We start from the raw sequence: 25176 nt of genomic DNA, 5'->3' as shown, positions 1-25176 counted from the left end.
TGTCCTGGCTGGTTAAAGTTTTGCGCCTGTCTTTTTCGCGATGTCGCCCCAGGCCAGATGCTGGTCTGCAATCAGCTGGGTGAAGGCTTTGGGTTCCATGTCCCGGGTCACGAATCCCTGGGCTTGCAGCGTCTGTGCAAACTCGGGACGCGCGCTGATCTGCCGCACCGCGCCGGCGATTCTTTCGGCCAGCGCCCTGGGCAGGCCGGCGGGTGCCGAGATGCCGACGAAGTTTTCGGAGACCAGCTGTGCCAGCCCCAGTTCGGCCACGCTGGGCACCGCCGGTGCCTGCGCTACGCGGCGAGGCGATGTCAGCGCCAGCAGCTTGAGCCGGCCCTGCTTGTGCAGCGCGATGTTCTGCGGCAAGGCGTCGATCGCCAGCTTGATATGGCCGCTGAGCAGATCCGCACGCATGGGACCGGCACCGCGATAAGGCACATGCTCCATGGACAGCTTGAGCGTCTGCGCAAACTGCTCGCCCACCAGATGCCCCACCGAGGCAGCGCCGCCGCTGCCAAAGGCCACCGGGGCAGGCTGCTCCTTGATCCAGCTCACCAGCTCGCTCAGGCTGTTGGCGGGCACCGAGGGATGCACGGCAAACACCGTGGGCACGGCGCCGATATAGGCCAGGTGTTCGAAGCTGCGCAAGGGGTCGTAGCCAGGGCTTTGCAGCAGCGATGGCGCTATCGACAGCGCCGCAGAATTGGATACCAGCAGCGTGTAGCCGTCATTGGCGCTGTGCGCCACGATTTGCGCACCAATAGACGAGCCCGCACCGGGCTTGTTGTCTATGACCACGCTCTGGCCCAGCTTCTCGGCCAGCGCGGGAGCCAGCACCCGCGCCACGATATCGCTGGAGCCGCCGGGCGGGAAGGTCACGACCAGTTTGATGGGCCGCGCCGGCCAGTCCTGCGTCTGCGCCGCACGTACATGCCATGCAGCGCCCAGCATGCCTGCCGCCGACATCCCGGCCAGCCCCTGTATGAATGATCTGCGACCCCTATCGCGCATAGCTTCGCCCTCCGAACTGCTTTTGGTTTGAAGCGAGCTCTGCAGCGCACGCCATGAGGCTTGTCAATATAGGCACGCCAGGAGCAAACCCTAAACACTGATTTCTCATTAGCTAGGGCGCAACTTATCTATGTGCTCGCGGCAGACGGCTGCGCCACGCCGAAACCGCGATCTCTGCCAGCTCCAATGGGCATGCGCCAACCTGGCGATTGCGACCTTGAGCGGCATGGCCTAGTACCCAATACGTACACGCCCGGATCGGGCCAGGTGGTATTCTTTTTCTCCTCTGGAGACCCCGATGAACGCACCTGTTGCCCATACCTCGCTGCAGCCCGATTTCGTGCAGCGCCCCATCCCCGAAGAATTCCTGCAGGCTCTGCAAACACGTTTCGGCGGCCAGTGCTCCACGGCGCTGGCCGTGCGCGAGCAGCACGGCCGCGACGAAGGCGCGATTTCCGCGCCCCCTCCGGCAGCCGTGGTGTTTGCCGAATCCACCCAGGACGTGCAGGATGCCGTCAGGCTCTGCGAGCAGTACAGCGTGCCCGTGATTGCCTACGGTGCCGGATCGTCGCTGGAAGGCCATCTGCTGGCCGTGCAAGGCGGCATCACCATCGACGTCAGCCGCATGAGTCGCGTGCTCTCGGTCAACACCGAAGACCTGACCATCACCGTGCAACCCGGCATCACGCGCAAGGCATTGAACGAGGCCATCAAGGACACCGGATTCTTCTTTCCCATCGACCCCGGCGCCGACGCCTCGATTGGCGGCATGACCTCGACCCGCGCCAGCGGCACCAATGCCGTGCGCTACGGCACCATGCGCGAGAACGTGCTGGCCCTGGAGGTAGTGACGGCCAGCGGCGAAGTGGTGCGCACAGGCAACCGTGCCAAGAAGAGTGCCGCCGGCTACGACCTGACCCGCCTGCTGGTGGGCAGCGAAGGCACGCTGGGCATCTTCACCGAGATCACGCTGCGCATCTATCCGCTGCCCGAAGCGGTGAGCGCAGCCATCTGCTCTTTTTCCAGTATCGAGAACGCCGTGCACACGGTGATCCAGACCATCCAGATGGGCATTCCCATCGCCCGCGTGGAACTGGTCGATGTGAATTCAGTGCGCATGGTCAATGCCTACAGCAAGCTGACCCTGCGTGAAGAGCCCATGCTGCTGATGGAGTTCCACGGCTCGCCCACGGGCGTGAAGGAGCAGGCCGAGATGGTTCAGGACATTGCCCATGAATTCGGCGGCAATGCCTTTGAATGGGCCGAGCGCCCCGAAGACCGTACGCGCTTGTTCACCGCGCGCCACAATGCCTATTTCGCGGCCGTCTCCAGCGTGCCCGGCTGCCGCTGCATCACCACCGATGCCTGCGTGCCCATCAGCCGCTTGGCCGATGCGCTGCTGGAGTGCGTGACCGAAGCCGATGCCAGCGGCATCCCCTACTTCCTGGTCGGCCACGTGGGCGACGGCAACTTCCACTTCGGCTATCTGATCGACCCAGACAACGAAGCCCAGCGCCAGCAGGCCGAGCAACTCAACCACACGCTGGTGGCACGCGCTATTGCACTGGGCGGAACCTGCACGGGCGAGCACGGCATCGGCATCCACAAGCAGGGCTTTTTGCTGGAGGAAGCTGGCGTTGGTGCGGTGCAGATGATGCGCGCCATCAAGCAGGCTCTGGACCCCAAGAACATCCTGAACCCGGGCAAGATCTTTCAGCTGCAGTAAGCAGCGCTAGAGGCGCTTGCTGAAGACGCGCAAACCATGAAAAAAGGGCCTGCAGTTGCAGGCCCTTTTCTGTTCTCGGATCGAGAGCTTTACTTGCCGACCTTGAGCTGACCGCCGCGACCCAGGCCGCCCTTGACTTCCTGTGCCTTGTAGTTGCGCAGCGAGATCACCATGTTGTTGTAGGCATCCATGAAGGCGGCGACCGTGGCCTTGCCTTCGGGTGAGCGCGAGAAGCCGCCCAGACCACCACCCACGCCACCGCCGAACGCGCCCATGGCTGCGCCGAAGTTGGTGGCTGTGGAGTTGCCTTCGGAGATGGATATCTGCACGCCCGAGCGGATGTCGAACATGCTCAGCGTCACCACCGAAGCCTTGCTCTGCATGGCGCCGCCGATCAGCGTACCCACATTGCCGAACAGACCGCCCACGCCCGCAGCCAGCTGACCGGTTGCATCGTTGTCGATGATGATGGAAGGCTCCATGTAGTAGTCGGCAGCCACGCGCTGGCCCTTTTGCTGCTTGGAGCCGGCGCGGAATTCACCGGAGTTGCGCTGCTTGTCGGTGATCGCCGACATCTTGCTTTCGGTACGGTTGTTGCCGACGGAGGTGATCACAAAGCAGTTGGACTGCTGCACGGCCAGACGGATCAGGGGCTCGATGGTCGTGATCTTGGTGGCAGCGCCAAAGCTGGCATACCACTCCTTGCCGCGACCGTCATCCACGGCCAGGGTGCCCAGAGGGGCATCGCAACGCTCCAGCGTAGGGTTCGCATTCACGCTGGTTGCGCCGCCCGCTGCGCCGGTGGCAGCCGTGGGGGCCGTGCCCGTGGAGATGGTACCGCCGCCGGGGGTCACGCAGCCGCCCAGTGCCAGGGCCGATGCGATGGCTGCCAGACGCAGCGTTGTCTTCTTGGACATAGTGTGATGCTTTCTAAAAATAAAAAATGCCGCGGCGCTCACAGCGCCTCAGCGGTAATACCAACCCGACGAACCCCACACCATGTAGTAGGGCGCGCCCACATACCAGCCGTTCCAGGACTTGCGCTCGTCCTCGATGGCCTGATAGCGTGCATGTGCATTCTGTTTGGCGGCCTGCGCCTGGGGCAGCAGGCGCTTGGCTTCCTTGAAGCCCTTGGCGGCAGCACGCGACAGCCAGGCCTCGGCCTCGGCGGGATCCGGGCCCATTTCCTCAAAGCCCAGCAGATACAGACGACCCAACGCAAACTGGGCCTGACCGTTACCGGCATCGCCGGCCTTGCGCATCCACTCGATGGCCTGATAGCTGTTGCGCTCCACGCCATCGCCGCGCAGATAGCGCAGCCCCAGGTCATAGGCGGCGCGAGGATCGGCTTCGGCTTTTTGCACCAGTGCCGCCAGGCGGCGCTCCGCCTCGGGATTGACGGGCTCGCCACGGAAAGTCGCGACATTGCGCGGCAGTTCGGAACAGTTATTGCCTTCGCACAGGCGCACGGTGGGCGAAGCAGGTGCCAACTGCTCCTGCGGTGTCTGTACCGCGCATGCTGTCAATACAAGAGCCGCCAATGACAAGGCGGGGGCAAGCAGGCGCATGGATGTCTCCTCTGAATTCTCAGCCGCTGAAAGCCGAAAAGTATACATAAGCAAAAATCAGTAATTTTTACGACGAGTTGACAACACGCATACCCCACCAAAGAGGGGTATCCCGAACAAAATGCAAAATCCCGACAAGGCCTTGTCTGCGCTGCGGCGTCCTGGAGCCTGTGTATGACGGATACATTTCAAAACTCATGACAAAAAAATGGCTTGCCTCGACCTGGCCTCTGCCTGCATTGCTCGTCTGGTTGCTCGCCTGGGGGATCTTTGCGGCTCTGGCGCGCCTGCTGCCCTGGTGGCTGGCCCTGCTGGTCGCCGGCAGCCTCAGCACGGCGGCCAGTCTCTGCGGGCCCAACTGGTGGCGCAGGCTCATCATTGCGGCCGGGTTTCCGCTGTCGTTTCTGGTGCTCAGCGCCAGCCAGTTGCCAGCCTGGGGCTGGCTGCTGCCTCTGGGCTTGCTGCTGCTGATCTACCCGCTCAATGCCTGGCGTGATGCGCCGGTCTTTCCAACGCCGTTCAATGCGCTCAAAGGGCTGGCAGAGGTCGTGCAGTTGCCGGGACAGGCACTGGTGCTGGACGCCGGCTGCGGCATGGGCGATGGCTTGCGCGCGCTGCGCAGCGCGCTGCCGCAGGCCCGCCTCCATGGTCTGGAGTGGAGCTGGCCACTGGCGATTGCATGCGCCCTGCGCTGCCCCTGGGCACGCGTGCGGCGTGGCGATATCTGGCTGGCCGACTGGAGCGGCTATCAGTTGGTCTATCTGTTCCAGCGGCCCGAAAGCATGGGCCGCGCCGCTGTCAAGGCGGCCACCGAAATGCAGCCCGGCAGCTGGCTGGTGAGCCTGGATTTCCAACTGCCCGGCGTGGAAGCGACGGCATGCCTGCAAGGCAACAGCCGCCACACGGTATGGATCTACGCCATGCCGCTGGATGGCGCGCAGCGCGGCTGAGGCGCTTTATTTGGCTGCGCCGCTGGCCTTGCTCACGTAAAGGGCAACGGCAGCGATATCGGCTTCGCTCATTGTGGCCTTGAAGGAGGGCATGGAGCCGATGCCGTCCTTCAGAGCGCGCGCCACGCGGGCCGCATCGGGCTGCAACTCGTCCAGCACCGGGCCTATGGCACCTTCTGTACCGGCGTCCTTGAGGGTATGACACACCGCGCAGGCAGGGACTGCTGCAGTGGTGAACAGCTCTTTGCCGCGCGCCATCTGGGCAGCCTGATCGGCATGGGCGGCAGTGCCCGCAAAGGCAGTCAACAACAGGGCGGCGAGGGTGTGGTTTGTCTTCATCATTGTTCTTGGAGAAATGCGATGCATCGGGGTTGGATCCCATACCCTGCGTCCCTTCTTGCGGCACAGGGCATGGGCAGTGATTGCGACGCTCAGGCCACGGTGACCGTCACGGCGTGGTCGGCCCAGCTGGTGTTGTTGTAGCCGCTCTGGTTTTCACCGCGCGTCTCGGGCTGCACATTGCCCTTGACGTCGGTGGCGCGGCTGGCCAGCTGGTAAGTGCCCTTGGGCAGCTGGGCCTGGAGCACGAACTGGCGCCAGGCGTACTTGCCCATGTCGGGGCCTACCAGACGGGCCTGCTTCCAGCTCTTGCCGCCGTCGATGGATACCTCCACGCTCTTGACTGCGTTCATCCCGCCGAAGGCCACGCCCTGAATCTGCACCAGGCCAGGAGCCTGGTTGCCGTCTTCGGGGATGGGGCTGTTGATCCAGGACTTGACGCTCATCTCCTGCACCGAAGGCTGGCTGGGATCGCCCTTGCTGCCCGGAGGCGAGATGCGGTAGCCGTGGGACATGATGTGCGCTTCGCTTTCCTTGACGGTAAAGGCCAGCTGCTTGATGTACTTGATGTTGTTCACGCCGGTGTAGCCGGGCACGATCAGGCGCAGCGGGCCGCCATGGGCCAAAGGCACGGGCTCGCCGTTCATCTCCCAGGCCAGCAGCGCGTCCTCCATGGCCGACAGGGGCACGGAGCGCTCCACCAGCACGCTCTTGGGATCGAGGCCTGCGGGCAACGCCTCTCCGCCCGTTCCCGTCATGTAGACCATGCCGTCAGCCACGCCGCCCAGGGCCTTGACGACATCACGCACGGGAACGCCGCTCCAGACCACGCAACCAGCAGCACCCACCGTCCATTGCGTACCGCTGGGCTTGGAGGGGAAGAAGGCGCGGCCGTTGCCAGAGCATTGCAGCACCATGGTCACGGTCTCCAGACCCATGGTCTTGAGTTCACGCACGCTCAGCTTTCTGGGCTCTTTCACACCATCGATCTGCACCACCCATGCATCGCGGTCGGCCACGATGGCCTCCGGCGGCGTCGGCAGGTTGTTGCGCACATAAAGCTGGCTGGTGGGCGTGACCACGCCGGTGCCAAACGCGCTGCGCTTGGTCTCGATGGTGGTGGAGCTGTGCACGATCACGGCATCGGCATTCTTGAAGCTGGCGTAGCCTGGCAGAGGCTTGGCGGCGGGCGCAGCCACCTGTGCCATGGCCTGGCTCTGGAAGCTGGCCAGACCGGCTGCAGCCAGCGCACCGGCGCTACCGGCGAGCAGGCGACGACGTGGCAGGGATGGGGGTTGTTGCATGGTGTCTCCTTGGTAATTGTGGTGAATGCTCAGCGCGAAAAATCCGGTTCAGCCATCGGCTTTCTCAGGGGCTCCCAGAGCGCGTGAAGCCACGGCCAGTGCCTGTTTCTTCTGTGCGATCAGCACCAGCGGGCGACCTTCGCGCGAGCGCACCACCTGCCAGTAGCTGTTGGCCCACCAGCCCTGGCCATCGGCAATCCGCTGGGGCTGCTCGAAGGCCAGCACGGTGACGATGCCGCCTTTTTCAAAAAAAGTGGTCAGGTGATAGGCGCGACTGCCGTCGATATCGCAGGGCCGCATGAGCTGGGTATAGCCAGGCAGCTTCTGGTCGGCAGGCCAGTCCATATGCCTGGCAATCTCGGCCTCGGGGATGAACTGGCCACGCAGCGTGCGTTCGTAGTACTCATGCTCGATGGCCGAGCGCACCAGCTGCGACGGGCGCAGGCTCAGCACGCTGCCCGCAGCGACGCTGGCGACTATCACGGCTGCACACAGCGCATGCAGGCCACGACGGGCGTACCAGGGCGTGTGGCGCAGCAAATGGGTCGGCGGCTCGCCGGGCTCGAAAGCCAGCGCCAGCTCGGCACGGGCACGCAGGTCGAAATCGGTGTCTTCGGGGCGGTCTTGGTGTTTCATGGTGCGCGCTTTCTCAGCGGTATCACGCCGGCAGCTGCGGAAGATTCGGTGGTGGCCCCTGCGGGACGACGCGCAGGCTCCTGCAGTGCCGTCTTGAGCGCCTCACGGGCCCGCGCCAGGCGAGAGAGCACGGTGCCCGGTGCAATATCCAGCGCCTCGGCCATCTGGGCCGTGGGCATGTCGTCAAAGTAGTAAAGCACCAGCACTTCACGATGGATCGGGGCAATGCGGCTCAGCGCCTTGACCACGTCCAGCTGCGCATCGAGCGCATCGTGGTGATTCACGCCCTGCTCGCCGGCTTCATCCAGAGACTCGGTCTGCGATTGCACAGGATCGAAGTGCCTGAAGGCATGACGGCGCATGATCTGGAACAGCCAGGCCCTGGCCATGCTCTGGTCGCGCAGCTGGTGGCGAAAGCGCCAGGCGCTGGTGAAGCAATCCTGCACCACATCCTCGGCCGTGGCACGCGAGCCCGTCAGCGCCCAGGCGCTGCGCAGCAAAAAGCGGTAATGCTCGCGCACCCACTGGTTGTAGCGCGACTCGGCGGAGAAGATCATGGTGATAAAGAGCGCAGGCCTGCTGCTTTCATTCCATGTCGCTGCAAATAATTTCCGCAGGCCCCCGGATACGGGACGAGAAGCCCTGCAGCGCTATCGAATCAATCGCCGGCAGCCATGACTTTGGTGTGCATGCCGAAGAACTGCGCAGGCGGCATGCCCACCGTGCGGCGCACCATGGCGCTGAAGGCGCTGGGACTGTAGTCCAGCTCGGCCGCAATGCGCTGAATCGGCCAGTTGCGCGCTGCCAAGCTGACGGCATGGGCCAGCACCACCTGCTGGCGCCACTGGGTAAAACTGCATTCCAGCTGCTGGCGAAACAACCGCGCCACGGTGCGCGGACTGGCCCCGGTATCGCGCGCCCAGTCCTCCAGCGTCTCGTTGCGCGTCGGGTCGGCCAGCACGGCCTCGCACAGCAGGCGCAAGCGCTTGTCCTGGGGCAGGTTCACGCCCAGTTGCACGGCGCTGGCACGGCGCAGCTCGTCGAGCAGCAGCTGGCTCAAATGGTGCTCGCGCGCCCTGTCCTGCTCGGACCGCTGCAGGCTGTCATCGGGCAGCGTGGGCAGCTCGCGCACCACGGCGCGCAGCAGATCCGACGCATTGAGCACCCGGCATTGACGCCAGGCCGCCTCTTCCTCGGGACTGACATCGGGGCCGCAACGCCCATGGGTCTGGAAGAAGTACAGCGTGCGCAGATCGGCGCTTTCCACCATGGTCACCGCATGCTCTATGCCGGGCGGCACCCACAGTGCGCGGGACGGCGGCACGATATAGGTGCCCTGCGCTACCGTCAGGCGTATGGTGCCCGCGGTGGAGATGGCCAGTTGCCCCCAGGGATGACGGTGCGGCTTGACCTGGGTGTCGGCCTCCAGCCAGCGACATTTGGCGCGCACCGGACGCTGTGCCGTGGGTATGTAGAGATGGGGGGTCAGCGTCTCCACATAGGCGGTGGCCTTGCCTGCACGCAGGGGCTCGGGGTCGTGGAGGCTGGACATGATGGTTTGGCTGGATTGCGATAGCAATTGGCAGACTATCGCATACAAGACGCGAGCAGTCTGCCTAAGATGCGACATATGAACCGCCCTGCCTCCACAACACCTCAAAATCAGGCGCCAGAGACACTGCGCAGTGACGCGCGCACCATCAGCCTCATCGGCCTGGCCCATGGCTCGTCGCATTTTTTCCATCTGCTGCTGCCGCCATTGTTTCCCTGGCTGATCAAGGACTTCGGCTACAGCTATGCCGAGCTCAGCGTCATGGTCTCGCTGTTCTTCATTGTTTCCGGCACCGGCCAGGCACTGGCCGGCTTTGCGGTGGACCGCTTTGGCGCACGTCCGATTCTGTTTGCCGCCCTCAGCAGCTTTGTGGTGGCAGGCCTGATTGCCAGCACGGCCCAGGGCTACAGCATGCTGCTGGCTGCCTCCTTCTTTGCGGGTCTGGGCAATGCGCCCTTCCACCCCGTGGATTTCACCATCCTCAACAAGCGCGTGTCGCAGCAGCGCATAGGTCATGCGTTCTCGGTGCATGGCCTGTCCGGCAATCTGGGCTGGGCGCTGGCACCGCTGTTCATGGCGGGCATCACCACGGCCACGGGCTCCTGGCGTCTGGCCTGCCTGGGCGGAGCCCTGTGCGCAGCCGTGGTGCTGGCCATCATGGTCTTCAACCACGATGCGCTCGATGATCGCGCCGAATCCGCCGGTGCGGGTGCCAAGCCGGCCACCGCAGCCATGGCCGCACCTCAGGAACACCCCATGGCCTTCATGAAGCTGCCATCGGTGTGGCTGTGCTTTTCCTTCTTCTTCTGGAGCACCTGCGCGCTCAGCGCCATCCAGAGCTTTGCCAGCCCGGCCCTGCAATCCATGTACGGCCTGCCGCTTTCCGTGACGGCGCTGATCGTCACCGGCTATATGCTGTGCGGCGCTGCCGGTATGGTCGTGGGCGGCTTTCTGGTCGGCCGCGTGCAGCGGCTGGAGAAGGTGATCTCCATCTGCATGCTGGGCTCGGGCCTGTTGCTGTTTGTCGTTGGCACGGGTTGGCTGCCCGGCATGGTGGCGGTGGTCGTGGCTTCTGTCGCCGGTCTGGGCACGGGCCTGGCCGGCCCCTCACGCGACATGCTGATCAAGCGCGCAGCGCCCCCCGGCGCCACGGGTCGTGTCTACGGCACTGTGTATTCCGGCCTCGATCTGGGCTTTTGCCTGGCCGCGCCGGTCTTTGGCTACATGCTGGATCACCAGATGACCAACGCAGTGTTCTATGGCTCGGCGATTGCGCTGGTGCTGTCGGTGGTCTCGGCCGTCATCGTGGGCGACGGTGTGAGCAAAAAGACCAAATCACAACTGGCAGCTGCCTGAGCAACAGGCGCAACCCACCAAGCCCTGCGCGCGCAAGCTGCAGGGCTTTTTTGTCGACGCGAGAGATCAAGTGGTCCTGGTATTTATCCCTAGTCCCCCAGCGCTGAGGCCGCAAACACGGCTGCTAAGCTGAATTGCCTGAGCGGTGCATCACGCCGCCTTGTCTTGCCGCGGCCCTATCCGGGAGCGGTCCGCCCCCTCAAGGAGAATTTCTATGCGTTGGAACACGCCCTCTGCCCCTTTGCTGCGCGCCCTGCCCCTGGCCCTGGTGCTGGCCTTCGGCTCCGCCCAGGCTGCCCCTCAGGCCGAATGGCTGGAGCATGCGAAAAAGGAGCAGCAGCCCTACCTGGATACACTGCGCGATCTGGTGCATATCGAGTCCGGCAGCAAGGATGTAGCGGGCGTGAAGAAGATTGCCGAGTACATCGCCGGCAAGCTGCGCGCGCAGGGCGGCAAGGTCGAGGTGATCGAGCCCAGCGACATCTACCGCCTCGATGACACGCCCGAGAAAGTCGGCCCCATGGTGCATGCCGAATTCAAGGGCAAGGGCAGCAGCCGCATCATGCTGATCGCGCACATGGACACCGTCTATCTGCCCGGCATGCTCAAGGACCAGCCCTTTCGCATCGACGGCGACAAGGCCTATGGCCTGGGCATTGCCGACGACAAGCAGGGCGTGGCCCTGATCATGCATATCGTGCCCCTGCTCAAGAAGCTGGGCATCGAGGACTACGGCACGCTCACAGTCCTGATCAACGGCGACGAGGAAATCAGCTCGCCCGGAGCACGCAGCACCATCATCCGCCTGGGGGCCGAGCAGGACGCCGTGTTCAGCTTTGAAGGCGGCGGCACCGACGGCAGCCTGCGCCTGGCCACCAGCGGCATCGGCGCCGCCTACCTCAAGGTCACCGGCAAGGCATCGCATGCCGGCGCCAAGCCCGAAGACGGCGTGAATGCGCTGTACGAGCTCTCGCATCAGCTGCTGCAGATGAAGGATCTGTCCCAGCCCCAGGATGGCCTCAAGCTCAACTGGACGGTGTCCAAGGCCGGCACCAACCGCAATGTGGTTCCCGCCGAAGCCTCGGCCCAGGCCGATGCCCGCGCGCTGCGCGTGGCCGACTTCACGGCGCTGGAAAAAGCCATGCAGGACAAGATCGGCAACAAGCTGCTCCCCGCCAGCAAGGTGGAGCTGAAGTTCGAAGTGCGCCGCCCGCCGCTGGAGGCCAATGCCACGGCGCACAAGCTGGCGGCCCATGCCCAGGGCATTTATGAGCAGGAGCTGAAGCTGCCCATGAAGGTCATGGACAAGGCCACGGGCGGCGGCACGGATGCGGCTTTTGCGGCCCTCAAGGCCAAGGGCGGCGTGATCGAGGGCTTCGGCCTGTCGGGCCATGGCGCGCATTCCAACGATGCCGAATATGTGCAGCTCAACACCATCGCACCGCGCCTGTATCTGGCCGCCCGCATGATCCAGGACCTGTCGCGTGGCCAGATCAAGTAAGCGCTTTTGATAGCTGCTTACGCTTGATCCGATTCAGTTTCAATAAAGAAACAATCTGAAAATCAATAGGAGCTTGCGCTGCAAGCTCCTTTTTTTATTTTCCAGACCCGGGCCAATATCTCCCAGGGGTATTGCCACCGCGCCTGATCCGTACCGGCCTCGCCCGCGTTTGCAGGGTTCTGTCGCCTAGCCAACAGACCGCCAGCGCACGAATGTCTACATTCATCGGACCAACGATGAAGGAGAGTCGCCCGTGAGCCAAGAGCCCTTGAACATCCCCAGCGTGCAGCATCTGGTCAGCCCCGAGGAATGGCAGTTGCGCGTGGACCTGGCCGCCTGCTACCGGCTGGTGGCACTGTACGGCTGGAGCGATCTGGTCTTCACCCACATCAGCGCGCGGCTGCGGGGCCCCGGGCATCACTTCCTCATCAACCCCTACGGGCTGATGTTTGACGAGATCACCGCCTCCTCGCTGATCAAGGTGGACCTGGGCTGCAACAAGCTCATGGACTCGCCCTTTCCCGTGAACCCGGCCGGCTTCGTCATCCACAGCGCCGTGCATGAGGCACGCGCCGACGCGCAATGCGTGATCCATACCCACACGCGCGCCGGCGTGGCCGTGGCGGCCCAGAAGAACGGCCTGCTGCCCATCAGCCAGCAAAGCACCTTTGTCCTGGGGTCGCTGGCCTATCACGTCTACGAAGGCGTGGCCTTTCGCGAGGACGAGAAGCCGCGTCTGCTGGCCGACATGGGCGAGGCCAACTTCCTCATGCTGCGCAACCACGGCCTGCTGACCTGCGGCCCCACGATTGCCGATGCCTTTTTGTCCATGTACGTCTTCGAGTCCGCCTGCCAGATCCAGATCGCGGCCCAGTCCGGCGGCACCGAACTCACCGAGGTCGACCCGCAGATCCTGCAAGGCATCGCCCATGCCATGAAGGTGCAGACCGGCGGCATGGGCGGCCAGTTTGCCTGGCCCGCCCTGCTGCGCAAGCTCGACCGAATCGACCCCGGCTATCGCAGCTAGAACACCGCACCGGAATCAAAAAAGGGCATCCATCTGGATGCCCTTTTTTGCAACATCAGCTGCGGCGAATACGGTAGAGACAGTGCTCAGCCAGCGCGTGTCCGGCTGGCAGATCAGGGTGCATGAATGTCTGCGCATCGGGCTGCATTCCCAGGCGCTGCATTACGGCCTGTGAGGGCTTGTTCGGCACCGCCGTGAAGGCCACAACTTCATCCAGTTGCAGCTCATTCCACGCAAAATCCAGCGCGGCTTTTGCGCCCTCTGTCGCCAGCCCTTGGCCCCAGTATGGCCGGGCCAGCCGCCAGCCCACTTCCACGCAGGGCGAAAACGGTAGCTCTGCTGCGGGAGTGTGCAAGCCAATCATTCCTGCCAAATGCCCGGTGGCTCTATCCTGCGCTACCCAGAATCCCCAGCCACGCTCGGCAATCAACGCCTCGGCCTTGGCGGCCAGGGCATCGCTGGCCTGTCTGTCCAGCACGCTTGGGAAGTAGCGCATGACTTGCGTGTCCGCATTGAGCGCGGCAAACTCCGGCAAATCCTGCGGCGTCCATTGCCGCAGAATCAGCCTTGGCGTGGTCAGGCACTCAGGCTTCACCACGCAGCTTTTCGATGAGGCCGTTGAGCTCGTCCAGCGAGCCGAACTGGATGGCGATCTCGCCCATTTCCTGCTGCTTGCCATGGCGGCGCACGGTCTTCTTGATGCGCACCTCGACATCGGCCGTGAGCAGGTCGGACAGCTCTTCCTCGATGCGTTTCACATCGCGCGACTTGCCATCTTTCTTGGCCTTCTGGCGCGTCAGATTGAACTCGGCACCGATCTTCTTGACCAGCGACTCGGCCTCGCGCACTGACATCTTCTTGGCCGCGATCTGGTTGCCTGCCGTGATCTGGGTGGCCCGGTCCAGCGTCAGCAGCGCCCGCGCATGGCCCATGTCGATATCGCCGGCCATCAGCATGGTCTGCACGGGCTCGGCCAGATTCAGCAGGCGCAGCAGATTGGTGGCAGCGCTGCGCGAGCGGCCCACGGCCTGCGCGGTCTGCTCGTGGGTCAGGCCGAACTCCTTGACCAGGCGGGCCAGACCCTGCGCCTCTTCCAGCGGGTTCAGATCTTCGCGCTGAATGTTCTCGATCAGCGCCATGGCCGCCGCCGCCTCGTCGGGCACCTCGCGCACCAGCACCGGCACCTCGGACAGACCCGCGATATGCGCGGCACGGAAGCGCCGCTCGCCGGCAATGATTTCGTACTTGCCGGCGTTGTCGCCCCTGGAGAGCTGGCGCACCAGGATCGGCTGCATGATGCCCTGAGCCTTGATGCTCTCGGCCAGCTCGTACAAGGCGCCTTCGTCCATGCGGGTGCGCGGCTGGTACTGGCCGGCCACCATCACATTGAGTGCCAGCGTGCTCGGCAGATTGGCCTGAGACCCGCTCGCAGCGGCCTGCTCTGCTTCACTGACCTTGGGGCCCAGCAGGGCTTCCAGACCACGTCCCAGGCCCTTGGGTTTCTTAGTCACCATTGCTGAATTCTTTCTTTAAAGGGAGAGCAACAGCTCATGCCCGGCTTCCCACAGTCCCAGTCCGCTGGCCGTGTTGATATGGCCTGCGGCACCCGCATTCACGAAGCGGCTGCCCCAGCCCTCAGCCATGGCCTGGGCGCGTACTACAGAGCAGTTCGGGTCGTTTTCGCTGCCCACCAGTATCGACGGGAAGGGCAGCGTTTGCAGCAGCACGGGCGACCAGCCCGGCAAGACGCCGCGCAGACTCTCCTGCTCGGTGTCGCCCGGCGCCACCAGCAACGCACCGCGCACCTTGCTCCTGGCTACTTGAGAATGTGCCGCCCACCAGGCCACCAGCACGCAGCCCAGGCTGTGCGCCACCAGGGTGACGGGAGCCGGAGCGTCGAGCACGGTTTCCTGCAGGCGAATGCTCCAGTCACCTCGCAGCGGATGCTGCCAGCTGTGCTGCTCCAGCCGCTGGTAGCCGTACCGCTCCTGCCACAGACTTTGCCAGTGGCCGGGGTCGGAGTTCTGCCAGCCGGGCAGCAGCCAGACATGCTGCGGGTTCAGTGCTTCAGAGGTCATGACCATTGGCGATGGCTGGATAGAAGACGGGGAGCTGTTTCACGTGAAACACTCACATTTTCTTGATGCGGCGCACCATCTCTTCGGCGAACTCGACAAAGGCCTTGCTGCCCTTGGCCGAGGCATCGAACACCACGCCCGGCAGGCCGTAGCTGGGGGCTTCGGCCAGGCGCACATTGCGCGGAATCACGGTATCGAACACCTTGTCGCCGAAATGCTCCTTGAGCTGGTCACTGACCTGCTGCTGCAGCGTGGTGCGCGGATCGAACATCACGCGCAGCAGACCGATGATCTGCAGCTCGGGATTCATATTGGCATGCACCTGCTTGATGGTATTGACCAGATCGGTCAGGCCTTCCAGTGCAAAGTACTCGCACTGCATGGGCACGATCACGCCATGCGCCGAACACAGACCGTTCAAGGTCAGCATGGACAGCGAAGGCGGGCAGTCGATCAGCACGAAGTCGTAGTCGGCGGCCACGGCCTGCAGAGCGGTCTTGAGACGCTCGTTGCGGCGCTCCAGCGAGACCAGCTCGATCTCGGCACCCGACAGTTCGCGGTTGGCGCCCAGCACGTCATAGCCGACCTGCTCGGACTTCTGGGCCACTTCCTTGACGCTGGCGTTTTCCAGCAGCACGTCGTAGACGGTCAACTCCAGCGCACGCTTGTCCACGCCGGAGCCCATGGTGGCATTGCCCTGGGGGTCCAGGTCAATCAGCAACACACGCTGGCCGACCTTGGCCAGACCGGCGGCAAGATTGACCGTGGTCGTGGTCTTGCCCACTCCACCCTTTTGATTGGCAACGCAGAAAATTTTGGCCATTGAACTTCTCTTTTAGTTGGCGGCCAGCTTGAGGCCAAAACCGATCAGAAACACACCGGCTGTTTTTTCCAGCCACTTCACCACGGCCGGATTGGCACGCAAGCGCTCGGCCAGCACCGTGGTCAGCGTCACCACGATGAAGCTGTAGATAAAGGTAATTGCCGCCACCGTGGCAGCCATCACGCCAAAGGTGATGGCGCCCTGATGCCGGGCCGGGTCCACGAACATGGGAAAGAACGCCATGTAGAACACAATGGCCTTGGGGTTCATCAGGGTGATCAGAGCACCCTGGCGGAAATACTGGCGCGGCTGGATTTCAATGGCCGGCGCATCGCCGGGCCTGGCCGTGAGCAGCTTGTAGCCCAGCCAGGCCAGATAGGCCGCCCCCACCCATTGCACGGCATGGAAGGCCGCCGGGTAGGCGGCCAGCACCGCCGCCACACCTGCCACGGCCAGCCACATCAGCACCTGGTCGGCAGCCATCACACCCAGGCAGCATGCAAGGCCCGCTCTCCATCCACCCTTGCCCGTGGAGGTAATCAAGGCCAGATTGCCTGGTCCAGGGATCAGCAAGAAAACGGTAACGGCAGCTGCAAAAGCGCCGTAATCAGAGATGCCAAACATTCAAACCCTGCGCGATGGAAAACAGCAAGTTTATGCGAGGGCCATGACCGGCGCATCTGCATTGCGCAGATGTTGTCCGATACGGTGTGTAAAAAAAACGGTTTCCACCGTGGCCGGTGACTTCGACATGCCGGCCCAGGTCGAGGACGCCGAGCAAAGGCCTCGGCGGCCCCGCCGCCCTGCGGCGAAGGCGTCGCACCCCTTCCAGGGGGAATCGGCAACGCCGCTCAGGGGGTTACTTAATGTTCAACCAGATGACGCAGCGCTCGGCATCCAGGCCGGGCACGGCCAATGGTTCCACGTGAAACACATTCACATCGGCAGGCAGCGCAGCAATTTCCTCATCGGGGTGCTTGCCCTTCATGGCAAACCAGATGCCGCCCTCGGCCAGAGCCTTGCGCGACCAGGTGGTGAAGTCCACCAAGGATGCAAAGGCGCGGCAGCTGATGACCGGATAGCGGGTCTTGAGGTTTTCCACCCGGTCATGAATGCCGCGCAGATTGGGCAGTCGCAAGGATGCCGCCACCTGCTGGATGAAAGCGGCCTTCTTGCCAACGGTATCCACGCAGTTCACATCGATCTGCGGGCAGCAGATGGCAAACACCACACCGGGCAAACCACCGCCGGAGCCCACGTCCAGCAGCGGCAGGCGCTTGCCCTCTTGCACCGGCAGTTGGTTCACATGCCGCAGCAAGGCGGGCACGGCGGCCAGACTGTCGAGCAGGTGATGCGTCAGCATCTCCTGGGGATCACGCACCGACGTCAGGTTGTAGACCTTGTTCCATTTCTGCAGCAGATCCATGAAGGACATCAGCAGATCGATCTGGGCCGGGGCCAGTTCCAGCTTCAGTGCCTGAACGCCTTGCTCCAGCTGGGTACGCAAAACCTGGCTCATGCGGAAGCCTCTTCGTTCTGAGTGGCGAAGCCCTTGAAGCCGCCTTTTTTCAGATGCACCATGAGCAGCGAGATGGCTGCCGGCGTCACTCCCGAAATGCGCGAGGCCTGACCCAGGGTTTCGGGCCTGTGCTTTTGCAGCTTCTGGCGCACCTCGAAGGACAGCGCCGCCACCTGCATATAGTCAAAGTCCAGCGGCAGACGCAGACGCTCGAAATGCGCGGCTCGCTCCACTTCATCCTTTTGGCGGTCGATATAGCCAGAGTACTTGGCGGCGATCTCCACCTGCTCGATCACGGAAGCGCTGAGTTCGCCCAAAGCCTCGGGCTGCACATCGGCACTGGCGTATTTGCCCTGGTTCATGCCCATGAGCTTGTCGTAGTCCACACCGGGGCGACGCAGCAGGTCGAACAGGTTGTATTCGCGCTCCATGGCCTTGCCCAGCACGCGCTCGGACTCTTGCGCAGCCACGACACGCGGGTTCACCCAGGTGGATTTGAGGCGCTCTGTTTCACGTGAAACAGCATCGCGCTTGCGGCTGAAGGAATCCCAGCACGCATCGTCGACCAGCCCCATCTGGCGGCCCGCTTCGGTCAGGCGCATATCGGCATTGTCTTCGCGCAGCTGCAGGCGGAACTCGGCGCGGCTGGTGAACATGCGATAGGGCTCGGTCACGCCCTTGGTGATCAGATCGTCGACCAGCACGCCCAGATAGGCCTCGTCGCGACGCGGCATCCAGGGGCCTTCGCCACGGCACTGCAGCGCTGCGTTCAGGCCCGCGAACAGACCCTGGGCGGCAGCCTCTTCATAGCCGGTCGTGCCATTGATCTGGCCCGCAAAGAACAGACCCTGGATCTGCTTGGTCTCGAAGCTGCTCTTGAGCGAGCGCGGATCGAAGTAGTCGTACTCGATGGCATAGCCGGGGCGCAGGATATGGGCGTTCTCCAGCCCCTTCATGCTGCGCACCAGTTCGTACTGAATGTCGAAGGGCAGGCTGGTGGAGATGCCGTTGGGGTAGAACTCGTGCGTGGTAAGGCCTTCGGGCTCCAGAAAGATCTGATGGCTTTCCTTGTCCGCGAAGCGGTTGATCTTGTCTTCCACGCTGGGGCAGTAACGCGGACCCACGCCCTCGATCTTGCCGGTGAACATGGGACTGCGGTCAAAGCCGCTGCGGATGATCTCGTGCGTGCGCGCATTGGTGTGCGTGATCCAGCAAGGCATCTGGCGGGGATGCATGGCACGGTTGCCCATGAAGCTGAACACGGGCACTTCCCCTTCGTTCACGCCGCCTGGCATGCCATCGCCGGGTTGCTCCTCGCACTGGCTGAAATCGATGCTGCGGCCGTCGATGCGCGGGGGTGTGCCGGTCTTCAGACGGCCCTGCGGCAGCTTGAGCTCCTTCAGGCGTGCCGACAGGCTCACGGCCGGAGGATCGCCCGCACGGCCTGCGGCATAGTTGTTCAGGCCCACGTGGATCTTGCCGTCGAGGAAGGTCCCTGCGGTCAGCACCACGGTGCGGCTGCGGAACTTGAGACCCACCTGGGTGACGGCACCGACCACGCGGTCGCCCTCCACCATCAGATCATCCACGGCTTGCTGGAAAAGCCAGAGATTGGGCTGGTTTTCCAGCATCTCGCGAATCGCGGCCTTGTACAGAATGCGGTCGGCCTGGGCGCGCGTGGCACGCACGGCCGGTCCCTTGGAGCTGTTCAGAATGCGGAACTGGATGCCGCCCTTGTCGGTCGCCAGAGCCATGGCACCGCCCAGGGCATCGACCTCCTTGACCAGGTGGCCCTTGCCGATGCCGCCGATGCTGGGGTTGCAGCTCATCTGCCCCAGGGTTTCGATATTGTGGGTCAGCAGCAATGTCTTGCTGCCCATGCGCGCAGCGGCCAACGCAGCCTCGGTGCCGGCGTGGCCGCCACCGACCACGATCACGTCAAATTCCTGTGGGTACAACATATTTCTGCTCCGGGCCAAGCCCGGCCCTTGCCCCTGCACGAAGCAACCATGCCTCGGCTCTCATGGCAGGCGGACATGTTTTCGCGCCATGTCCAGCCCTGCGGGGAACCTGCAATTTTCCCACCATTGGCGCAACAATGCCTTGCCAGGGGGGTTTCACGTGAAACATGGCAGCCAGAGCTACGGCCTACTTGTTTGCCCTGATCACCCTGCCTACGCATGAAAAGTGCAATCGCTCTGTGCTGCAATGCCTGCATGCAAATCCTCATTTTTGCGGGCAGCACCCGCCAAGACTCTTACAACCGCAAGCTGGCCAAGGTGGCCGCCTCCATCGCCCGGCAGCAAGGCGCAGAGCCCAGCCTTCTGGAGCTGTCGGACTACGACATCCCCCTCTACAACGCCGACCTCGAAGCCCAGGGCACTCCGGCCGATGTCATTCGCCTCAAGCAAGCCATGCACAGCCATGCTGCCTGGATTGTCTGCAGCCCCGAGTACAACGGCAGCTACCCTGCCCTGCTCAAGAACGCGATCGACTGGGCCTCCAGCCCGGTCAAGGGCGATGCGCAGTGGTCCGATGGCGTCCTGCCGTTTCGCAACAAGGTCGTCGGCATGGCCAGTGCCTCGCCTGGTGGTCTTGGAGGCCTGAGAGCGCAGTCTCACCTCGCTGCGCTGCTATTGAACCTGGAATGCTGGGTGGCACCGCGCAGCCATGCCGTGAGCCAGGCGGGCGAGGCTTTCGATGCCCAGGGGCATCTGGTGCGCGCCCAGAACCAGCAAGGCATGGAGGCACTGGTGCAGCAGGTACTGTGGGCTGCAGGGCGCCTGGGCTGAGCAATCCCCCACGGATACGTACTACTTGCTGTCGGCTGCATAGGCATACGACATGCAACCGGTTTAGCATGGGCGCTTGTCTTTTCATTGCATAGAGAGCCACTCATCATGAAGCTTTACTACAGCCCCGGCGCCTGCTCCCTGTCTCCGCACATCGTGCTGCATGAAGCAGACCTGCAGCATGAAACTGTGATGGTCAGCACCAAGAGCCACAAGCTCCAGGACGGAACGGATTACTACGGCATCAATCCTCTGGGCTATGTGCCCTTTCTGGTGCTGGACAACGGCGACACCTTGCACGAAGGCCCGGCCATTGTTCAATACCTGGCCGACCTGGCCCCCGAGAAGAACCTGGCGCCCGCCAACGGCACGGTGGCCCGCTACCACCTGCAGGAATGGCTGAACTTCATCAGCACCGAGGTGCACAAGGGCTTCGGCCCCTTGTTCAATCCTGCAACGCCAGAGGATTACAAGCCCCTGGTGCGCGCCAATCTGCTCAAGCGCCTGGCCTGGGTCAACGAGCAACTCGCCAACAAGAGCTATCTGATGGGCGACCAGTTCACCGTGGCCGATGCCTACTTCTTCACGGTCACGGGCTGGGCCCAGTTTGTGGGCCTGGACATCTCCGAGCTTGAGAACATCCAGGCCTACCGCGAGCGCATTCTGGCGCGCCCCGCAGTGCAGGCGGCCATGAAGGCAGAAGGCTTGCTCAAGTAAGTTCTTCGACACCCATGCAAACTCAAAAGCTCGGTACCCACCGAGCTTTTTTCATCTGGAGTTCTGCATGACCTCATTGTTCGACTCGATTGAAGCGGGCAGCCTGCGCCTGCCCAACCGCATTGCCATGGCACCGCTGACGCGCAACCGCGCTCCCGACGCGATACCGACGCCGCTGATGCAAACCTACTATGTCCAGCGCGCCTCTGCCGGCCTGCTGATCAGCGAAGGCACGGCCATCAGCCACCAGGGACAGGGCTATGCCGACGTACCCGGTCTGTACGGCCAAGAGCAGCTGCAGGCCTGGAAGAAAGTCACCGATGCCGTGCATGCCAAGGGCGGGCGCATCGTCACCCAGCTCTGGCATGTGGGCCGCATCTCCCACACCGTGCTGCAGCCCGAGCTGCAGGCACCGGTCGCGCCGTCGGCGCTGACGGCCCGCTCCAAGACTTTTGTGATCGACCGCGAGACGGGACAAGGCCAGTTTGTCGCCACCTCGGCGCCGCGTGCACTTGAGCAGCAGGAGCTGCCGGGCATTGTTCACAGTTTTGCCACCGCCGCGCGCGAGGCCGTGCAGTCGGCGGGCTTCGATGGCGTGGAGCTGCATGCAGCCAACGGCTATCTGCTCGACCAATTCCTCAAGACCGGCACCAACCAGCGCAGCGACGACTACGGCGGCAGCATCGAGAACCGGGCCCGTCTGGTGCTGGAATGCGTGCGCGCCGTGGCCGATGCCATCGGTGCCGGCAAGGTCGGCATCCGCATCTCTCCGGTCACGCCGGCCAACGACATCGTGGACGAAAACCCGCAGGCGCTGTTCGAGTATCTGGTGCGCCAGCTCGCGCCGCTGGGCCTGTCCTATATCCACGTGATCGAAGGCGCAACCGGCGGTCCGCGCGAGCTGGCGGATCGTCCCTTCGACTACCAGGCACTCAAGCAGGCCTATCGCTCAGCGGGCGGCAAGGGCGCCTGGATGGTCAACAACGGCTATGACCGCCAGCTGGCGACGCGCGCGGTGGAAAGCGGCTATGCAGATATCGTGGCCTTCGGCAAGGCCTATATCTCCAACCCCGATCTGGTGCACCGTCTGCGCGACGATCTGCCGCTCAATGCCTGGAACAGCGAACGCTTCTACGGCGGCGGGGCCGACGGCTATACCGACTACCCTGCGCTCGCCAGCCAGTAAGCGCGATCGGGCTGCAGGCCCTGTCGACGCTTGCGCCAGCAGCTGTTGAACGAAAGAAAAAAGCCCGGTGCAGGACAGCATCCGGGCTTTTTTGTGGGCGTGCTCCGCCTGAGGATCAGGCCTGTTCGAGCAACTGCTGCTTGTGGCCCGGCAAAGCCGCCTGGGCAGGCGCCATACCGGGATGTGCGGCAGTCCTGGGGCTGCGCTGGACGGCATGCAGCGCGCCGCCGGCCAGCTTGAACTGGCTGACCAGTTGCGCCAGTCGCGCCGCCTGCTCGCGCAGCGATTCTGCGGCGGCGGCAGACTCTTCCACCAGTGCCGCATTCTGCTGGGTCATGCGGTCGATATCGCCCACGGCCTGGTTGACCTGGCTGATGCCCAGCGACTGCTCGCTGGACGCCGCCGTAATCTCGCCAATGATGTCGCCCACACGCTGTGCGCTGTCCACGGTCTCCTGCATGGCCTTGCCTGCGCTCTCGACCTGGCGCGCGCCCACATCCACGGTCTGCACGCTGGTGTTGATCAACGACTTGATCTCGCTGGCAGCCTGGGCCGAACGCTGGGCCAGGCTGCGCACCTCGGCCGCCACCACGGCAAAACCGCGGCCCTGCTCGCCGGCACGGGCCGCTTCCACAGCGGCATTCAGCGCCAGGATATTGGTCTGGAAAGCAATGGAATCAATCAGGCCGATGATGTCGCCGATCTTGCGGCTGGAGGCCGAAATCTCCTGCATGCTGTTGACGGCCTGGCCGACGATCTGGCCGCCCTGCACGGCCGTCGAAGAGGCCGAGGCCGCCAGCTGGTTGGCCAGCTGCGAAGACGATGCGGTCTGCTGCACCGTGGCCGTCAGCTGAGCCAGCGACGCGACGGTTTCCTGCAGATTGCTGGCCGTCTGTTCGGTGCGGCCCGACAGATCCTGATTGCCTGTGGCAATTTCCTGGCTGGCGGTGGCGATATTGCCGCTGGCATCGCGCACCTGGGCCACCGTGGTGCTCAGCGATTGCTGCATCTGGTCCAGCGCACGCTGCAGATCCGTCAGCTCATCCTTGCCGCTGACCTCGACCTTGTGCGACAGATCGCCGCCGGCAATCGTCAGTGCCATCTGACGGGCCACTTCAAGCGGACGGCAGATGGACAGCATGTTCAGCAAAGTCAGCGGAATCACCACCACCAGCGCCAGGATCACGGCCGCCACAAACATCCAGCGTGTCATGTCGGCCACGTCGCGCTCGGCTGCGGCCAGTGCATTGGCCTGCTGGCGCAGCAAGTTGTCCAGCTGCGCCAGCAGCTTGTCGGCCTCCATGACTTCGGCCAGAGCCTTGCCGCTCATGCGGTTGGCTGTGGTGGCCGAGTCATAGCCACCGGCTTCCAGCTGGCGCGCCACAGGCTCGAAGAGCTTTCGATAAGCGTCGATGTGCCCAATGATGCTCTTGGTCAGCTGTGCGTCCTGCGCGTTCGGGTCGGTCACGAACTTGCCCAATGTCACCTTGGATTTGTCGATGAACATGACCCATTGCTGATAGGCCTTGCGCACCTCTTCGGGCTTTTCGTACTGGATGACCATGTCCTTCTCGCTGGAGCGGATGCCACCCAGCTCGGTGCGCAGTTGCGCCATATGGCCCGATTTGACAAAGGCGTTGCTCAAAAATTCCTGGCTCATGTCCTGGATGCGGAACATGCCCAACATCCCAGCACCCCCCAGCAAGCCCAGCAACACCATCACCACACCAATGGCGCCCATCATGCGCGTGCGGATGGTGAAGCCCCGCATCATTTCCAACAGACTCATGAATCTCTCTCCACTTTGAACGACTGGCATTGTCGGGCCAGAACTTGCAAATTGTTTCAGATTGTCACCGGCATCCAAAAAAACCCGTGACTGCGATGCCCAAGCCATGGCGATCTGCAATATGACAAGTTCTTATCGGCAGTCTTTGCGGCTTATCAACCCTGCCGGCTTCATGTCTTATCAAAGGCTTGACCTTGCCATGATGTTAGGGTTAACCATTCAAGACATGGAGTCCGCCAGCCCGGTCGACTCACCTTCTGAAGGAGCCATCCATGCAACAAGTTTTTGAAGTTCAAGGCATGACCTGCGGCCACTGCGAACGCGCCGTCACCAATGCCATCCAGGGCGTCGATGCCCAGGCGCAGATCAAGATCGATCGCACCGCCAATCGAGTGGAAGTCGAAACCGGCGCCAGCCGCGAGGCCGTGGCAGCCGCCATTGCCGAAGAGGGCTACAAGGTAGCCTGAGCGCAGCCTCTCCCACCGCGCCAGCACCTCATGCAAGCCGCCAGAAGGCCGCTGGCGCTTTTTTTCAGGATCATCCATGCCCAACCACCCAGCGACACAAAAAATCGCTCAGAACTGGCCTGTCGTCATCGGCGAGGCCGCACGCCGCGCCGGGGTTTCTGCGCGCATGGTGCGTCACTACGAGTCACTGGGCCTGCTGCCACCCGTGCACCGTACCGACAGCGGCTATCGCCAGTACACCGAAGCCGATGTGCATGCGCTGCGCTTCATCCGCCGCGGGCGCGATCTGGGCTTTTCCATGGACGAGATCGCCACCCTGCTGGGCCTGTGGCAGAACCAGGGCCGTGCCAGCAGCCAGGTCAAGGCCATCGCGCAAAAGCACATTGCCACTCTGACCGAGCGTATCGCCGCCATGCAGTCCATGCAGCGCACGCTGCAGACTCTGGTGCATTGCTGCCATGGAGATGACAGGCCTGACTGCCCCATCCTCGACGACCTGGCCAGCGCGGACACCGACCTGACGCCGGCCCATCACGAACCCAGGGCTCCCACTCCGAGAAGCCGGCGCAGGGCAGCGGCCTGAGGCGGCTCAAGGGTTTCACGTGAAACCATCGCCCCCCAGCAGGGCAGCGTCAACAATGAGACATGTTGCACTGCAGCAAGTACTGCAGAATACTCTGTGCGATGAATGCGGTTGCTCTCATTCATTTTTTAAATCACTCAAGCACAAGCATTGCCGACGCGATGCAGGAGACAAACCATGAGCACCAGAGACATCTTCGTTGTCAGCGCCGCGCGCACGGCCATCGGCACTTTTGGCGGCAGCCTCAAGGAC

At 63.3% G+C, this 25176-nt stretch carries 26 protein-coding genes; 10 read left to right on the top strand and 16 right to left on the bottom strand.

Going from position 1 to position 25176, the window contains the following annotated elements; genetic code table 11:
* Positions 1 to 12: 12 nt before the first annotated feature.
* A complete protein-coding gene (locus tag AC1RTQ_RS18860) occupies positions 13 to 1011 on the bottom strand; it encodes a Bug family tripartite tricarboxylate transporter substrate binding protein (RefSeq protein ID WP_492877962.1) in 999 nt (332 codons plus the stop codon).
* Positions 1012 to 1309: 298 nt separating this feature from the next.
* Between AC1RTQ_RS18860 and AC1RTQ_RS18855 the strand changes: the two genes are divergently transcribed.
* Positions 1310 to 2737: an FAD-binding oxidoreductase gene (locus AC1RTQ_RS18855; RefSeq protein ID WP_492877960.1), complete on the top strand. Its 1428-nt coding sequence runs from the start codon at positions 1310 to 1312 to the stop codon at positions 2735 to 2737.
* 89 nt (positions 2738 to 2826) lie between these two features.
* Here the strand turns inward: AC1RTQ_RS18855 and AC1RTQ_RS18850 are convergent, their stop codons facing one another.
* Entirely contained in the window at positions 2827 to 3654 is an 828-nt protein-coding gene (locus AC1RTQ_RS18850; RefSeq protein ID WP_302092698.1) for a hypothetical protein, read from the bottom strand.
* A 48-nt stretch (positions 3655 to 3702) separates the two neighbouring features.
* Positions 3703 to 4305: a tetratricopeptide repeat protein gene (locus tag AC1RTQ_RS18845; protein WP_302092697.1), complete on the bottom strand. Its 603-nt coding sequence runs from the start codon at positions 4303 to 4305 to the stop codon at positions 3703 to 3705.
* Between the two features lie 197 nt (positions 4306 to 4502).
* Here AC1RTQ_RS18845 and AC1RTQ_RS18840 point away from each other — a divergent pair, with 197 nt between their 5' ends.
* Positions 4503 to 5255, top strand: coding sequence for a class I SAM-dependent methyltransferase (locus AC1RTQ_RS18840; RefSeq protein WP_304349806.1), 753 nt, complete (start codon positions 4503 to 4505; stop codon positions 5253 to 5255).
* Positions 5256 to 5261: 6 nt separating this feature from the next.
* Here the strand turns inward: AC1RTQ_RS18840 and sorU are convergent, their stop codons facing one another.
* The 5 genes from sorU to AC1RTQ_RS18815 all read right to left on the bottom strand — a co-directional run bounded on the left by sorU (position 5262) and on the right by AC1RTQ_RS18815 (position 9086).
* Complete coding sequence (gene sorU / locus AC1RTQ_RS18835; RefSeq protein WP_301444446.1) at positions 5262 to 5597, bottom strand: SorU family sulfite dehydrogenase c-type cytochrome subunit; 336 nt, start codon at positions 5595 to 5597, stop codon at positions 5262 to 5264.
* An 89-nt stretch (positions 5598 to 5686) separates the two neighbouring features.
* Positions 5687 to 6898: a SorT family sulfite dehydrogenase catalytic subunit gene (gene sorT, locus AC1RTQ_RS18830; RefSeq protein WP_492877957.1), complete on the bottom strand. Its 1212-nt coding sequence runs from the start codon at positions 6896 to 6898 to the stop codon at positions 5687 to 5689.
* Between the two features lie 48 nt (positions 6899 to 6946).
* Positions 6947 to 7534 carry a hypothetical protein gene (locus AC1RTQ_RS18825; RefSeq protein ID WP_302092694.1) on the bottom strand — a complete coding sequence of 196 codons (588 nt, stop codon included), beginning with the start codon at positions 7532 to 7534 and terminating at the stop codon, positions 6947 to 6949.
* Positions 7531 to 8091, bottom strand: coding sequence for an RNA polymerase sigma factor (locus tag AC1RTQ_RS18820; RefSeq protein WP_492877955.1), 561 nt, complete (start codon positions 8089 to 8091; stop codon positions 7531 to 7533). Before AC1RTQ_RS18820 ends, AC1RTQ_RS18825 begins: the two co-directional genes overlap by 4 nt.
* Before the next feature lie 101 nt (positions 8092 to 8192).
* Complete coding sequence (locus tag AC1RTQ_RS18815; protein WP_492877953.1) at positions 8193 to 9086, bottom strand: AraC family transcriptional regulator; 894 nt, start codon at positions 9084 to 9086, stop codon at positions 8193 to 8195.
* A 78-nt stretch (positions 9087 to 9164) separates the two neighbouring features.
* Between AC1RTQ_RS18815 and AC1RTQ_RS18810 the strand changes: the two genes are divergently transcribed.
* The 3 genes from AC1RTQ_RS18810 (at position 9165) to AC1RTQ_RS18800 (ending at position 12970) form a co-directional block, all read left to right on the top strand.
* Entirely contained in the window at positions 9165 to 10442 is a 1278-nt protein-coding gene (locus AC1RTQ_RS18810) for an MFS transporter (RefSeq protein WP_492877951.1), read from the top strand.
* A 214-nt stretch (positions 10443 to 10656) separates the two neighbouring features.
* Positions 10657 to 11943, top strand: a complete 1287-nt coding sequence (locus AC1RTQ_RS18805) for a M20/M25/M40 family metallo-hydrolase (protein WP_492877949.1) — start codon at positions 10657 to 10659, stop codon at positions 11941 to 11943.
* 253 nt (positions 11944 to 12196) lie between these two features.
* The gene (locus AC1RTQ_RS18800) at positions 12197 to 12970 is read left to right on the top strand and encodes a class II aldolase/adducin family protein (RefSeq protein WP_492877947.1); all 774 of its coding nucleotides are present in this window, start codon (positions 12197 to 12199) and stop codon (positions 12968 to 12970) included.
* Positions 12971 to 13025: 55 nt separating this feature from the next.
* On the opposite strand, the gene AC1RTQ_RS18795 is transcribed toward AC1RTQ_RS18800, so the two are convergent.
* The 7 genes from AC1RTQ_RS18795 to mnmG form a co-directional block, all read right to left on the bottom strand.
* Complete coding sequence (locus AC1RTQ_RS18795) at positions 13026 to 13568, bottom strand: GNAT family N-acetyltransferase (RefSeq protein WP_302092688.1); 543 nt, start codon at positions 13566 to 13568, stop codon at positions 13026 to 13028.
* Positions 13555 to 14484, bottom strand: a complete 930-nt coding sequence (locus tag AC1RTQ_RS18790; RefSeq protein ID WP_304349800.1) for a ParB/RepB/Spo0J family partition protein — start codon at positions 14482 to 14484, stop codon at positions 13555 to 13557. Before AC1RTQ_RS18790 ends, AC1RTQ_RS18795 begins: the two co-directional genes overlap by 14 nt.
* Positions 14485 to 14499: 15 nt before the next feature.
* On the bottom strand, positions 14500 to 15048 hold the full coding sequence (locus AC1RTQ_RS18785; protein WP_302092686.1) for an RBBP9/YdeN family alpha/beta hydrolase: 549 nt from the start codon (positions 15046 to 15048) through the stop codon (positions 14500 to 14502).
* 52 nt (positions 15049 to 15100) lie between these two features.
* Positions 15101 to 15871 carry a ParA family protein gene (locus AC1RTQ_RS18780; protein ID WP_302092685.1) on the bottom strand — a complete coding sequence of 257 codons (771 nt, stop codon included), beginning with the start codon at positions 15869 to 15871 and terminating at the stop codon, positions 15101 to 15103.
* 12 nt (positions 15872 to 15883) lie between these two features.
* Positions 15884 to 16495, bottom strand: coding sequence for a LysE family translocator (locus AC1RTQ_RS18775; RefSeq protein WP_492877943.1), 612 nt, complete (start codon positions 16493 to 16495; stop codon positions 15884 to 15886).
* A 235-nt stretch (positions 16496 to 16730) separates the two neighbouring features.
* The gene (gene rsmG, locus AC1RTQ_RS18770; RefSeq protein WP_492877941.1) at positions 16731 to 17390 is read right to left on the bottom strand and encodes a 16S rRNA (guanine(527)-N(7))-methyltransferase RsmG; all 660 of its coding nucleotides are present in this window, start codon (positions 17388 to 17390) and stop codon (positions 16731 to 16733) included.
* A complete protein-coding gene (gene mnmG, locus AC1RTQ_RS18765; protein ID WP_492877939.1) occupies positions 17387 to 19351 on the bottom strand; it encodes a tRNA uridine-5-carboxymethylaminomethyl(34) synthesis enzyme MnmG in 1965 nt (654 codons plus the stop codon). Before mnmG ends, rsmG begins: the two co-directional genes overlap by 4 nt.
* Before the next feature lie 255 nt (positions 19352 to 19606).
* On the opposite strand from mnmG, the gene AC1RTQ_RS18760 reads away from it, so the two are divergent.
* The 3 genes from AC1RTQ_RS18760 to AC1RTQ_RS18750 all read left to right on the top strand — a co-directional run bounded on the left by AC1RTQ_RS18760 (position 19607) and on the right by AC1RTQ_RS18750 (position 22085).
* On the top strand, positions 19607 to 20182 hold the full coding sequence (locus AC1RTQ_RS18760) for an NADPH-dependent FMN reductase (protein ID WP_034374944.1): 576 nt from the start codon (positions 19607 to 19609) through the stop codon (positions 20180 to 20182).
* A gap of 108 nt (positions 20183 to 20290) precedes the next feature.
* Entirely contained in the window at positions 20291 to 20899 is a 609-nt protein-coding gene (gene gstA, locus AC1RTQ_RS18755; protein WP_409811925.1) for a glutathione transferase GstA, read from the top strand.
* A gap of 67 nt (positions 20900 to 20966) precedes the next feature.
* Entirely contained in the window at positions 20967 to 22085 is a 1119-nt protein-coding gene (locus AC1RTQ_RS18750; RefSeq protein ID WP_492877937.1) for an alkene reductase, read from the top strand.
* A gap of 115 nt (positions 22086 to 22200) precedes the next feature.
* On the opposite strand, the gene AC1RTQ_RS18745 is transcribed toward AC1RTQ_RS18750, so the two are convergent.
* Positions 22201 to 23874, bottom strand: a complete 1674-nt coding sequence (locus AC1RTQ_RS18745; protein ID WP_492877935.1) for a methyl-accepting chemotaxis protein — start codon at positions 23872 to 23874, stop codon at positions 22201 to 22203.
* A gap of 272 nt (positions 23875 to 24146) precedes the next feature.
* On the opposite strand from AC1RTQ_RS18745, the gene AC1RTQ_RS18740 reads away from it, so the two are divergent.
* Both AC1RTQ_RS18740 and cueR read left to right on the top strand, forming a co-directional pair.
* Positions 24147 to 24341 (top strand): heavy-metal-associated domain-containing protein, encoded by a 195-nt coding sequence (locus tag AC1RTQ_RS18740; RefSeq protein ID WP_003072092.1) that lies wholly within the window; start codon positions 24147 to 24149, stop codon positions 24339 to 24341.
* 76 nt (positions 24342 to 24417) lie between these two features.
* Positions 24418 to 24924, top strand: a complete 507-nt coding sequence (cueR, locus tag AC1RTQ_RS18735) for a Cu(I)-responsive transcriptional regulator (RefSeq protein ID WP_492877932.1) — start codon at positions 24418 to 24420, stop codon at positions 24922 to 24924.
* Positions 24925 to 25176: the final 252 nt, after the last annotated feature.

The organism is Comamonas sp. GW821-FHT11H03 (assembly GCF_058807955.1).
Note: the sequence above shows the minus strand (reverse complement) of the source record. Positions and strands in the feature narration are given on the sequence as shown.